The sequence below is a fragment of the Rhodococcus sp. IEGM 1351 genome (genome assembly GCF_030056875.1).
Classification (GTDB): Bacteria; Actinomycetota; Actinomycetes; order Mycobacteriales; family Mycobacteriaceae; genus Rhodococcus_F; species Rhodococcus_F opacus.
This window is the reverse complement of record NZ_JASHKU010000082.1, coordinates 1-1,168: the sequence shown is the minus strand read 5'-3', so window position 1 is coordinate 1,168 and position 1,168 is coordinate 1. Positions and strand designations below refer to the sequence as shown.

General features: G+C 68.3%; 1 protein-coding gene. It reads right to left on the bottom strand.

Going from position 1 to position 1,168, the window contains the following annotated elements; genetic code table 11:
* Window positions 1–1,168: AMP-binding protein (locus QM806_RS40840; protein WP_283295035.1), on the bottom strand; the 1,168-nt coding region annotated here is incomplete at both ends.

Sequence of the window (1,168 nt, the reverse complement as noted above, 5' to 3'; positions counted from 1 at the left end):
TCGGCGGTCAGTGCGGGTCGGCTGTGGTATCCGCGGGCCAGCTGGATCCCGGCCAGGTGCAGTTCTGCGGTCACGCCGGTGGGGACGGGCCGGAGTCGGTCGTCGAGGACGTAGGCGTGGGTGCCGCGGATCGGGCCGCCGATGGTGACCGGGCCGCCGGGTGGCAGTGGTCCGCTGCAGTTGCTCATCACGGTTGTTTCGGTGGGGCCGTAGCCGTTGAAGAAGCGGCGGGGTGTGTGGGTGGGGGAGGTGTCGGTGGGTGTGGCCCAGCGGGTGAGCAGGTCGGGGGTGCAGGCCTCGCCGGCCGAGAGGACGGTGTGCAGGGTGTGGAGGTGGGTGGGGTCGATGGTGGCCAGTGCGGCCGGTGTGATCACGGCGTGGGTGACGTGGTTGGTGTGGAGGAGTTGGGTGAGTTCGTCGCCGCCGAAGACGGTGGGTGGGGCGATGACCATGGTGGCGCCGGCTCCGGTGGCGAGGAGCAGTTCGAAGACCGAGGCGTCGAAGCTCGGGGATGCCACGGCCAGGGTGCGGGAGTCGGGGGTGATGGTGAATCGTTCGCGTTGTTCGGCGGCGAGGTTGGCCAGCCCTTGGTGGGTGACGACGACGCCTTTGGGGGTGCCGGTGGAGCCGGAGGTGTAGAGCAGGTAGGCGGTGTTGGTGGTGTGCAGGGGTCGGAGTCGGTCGGTGTCGGTGATCGGACCTGAATCCATGGTGTTGCAGCGGGTTTCGAGGTCGGGGGTGTCGATGACGAGCCAGGGCAGTGGTTCGGGCAGGGTGGTGGCGTGCTCGGTGGTGGTCACTCCGAGTGCGGCTCGGGAGTCCGAGAGCATGTGGGTGATGCGGTCTTTCGGGTAGTTCGGGTCGATCGGGAGGAACGCGGCGCCGGTTTTGGTGGTCGCCCAGACTGCGAGGATCGCTTCGGGGGAGCGGGGGAGTGCGATGGCGACGGTGTCTTCGGTGCCGATGCCTTCGGCGATCAGGATCCGTGCCAGTTGGGAGGATGCGGTGTCGAGTTGTTCGTAGGACAGGTGGTGGTCTTCGTATGTCACCGCCGGTGCGGTGCGGTCGTGTGCTGCGGCGGTGGTGAGCAGTTGTGGCAGTGTCGTTGCGGGGTGTTCGGGGCCGCCGGTGCGGTCGAGCAGGTTCCGTCGTTCGTCGGCGTCGAGGA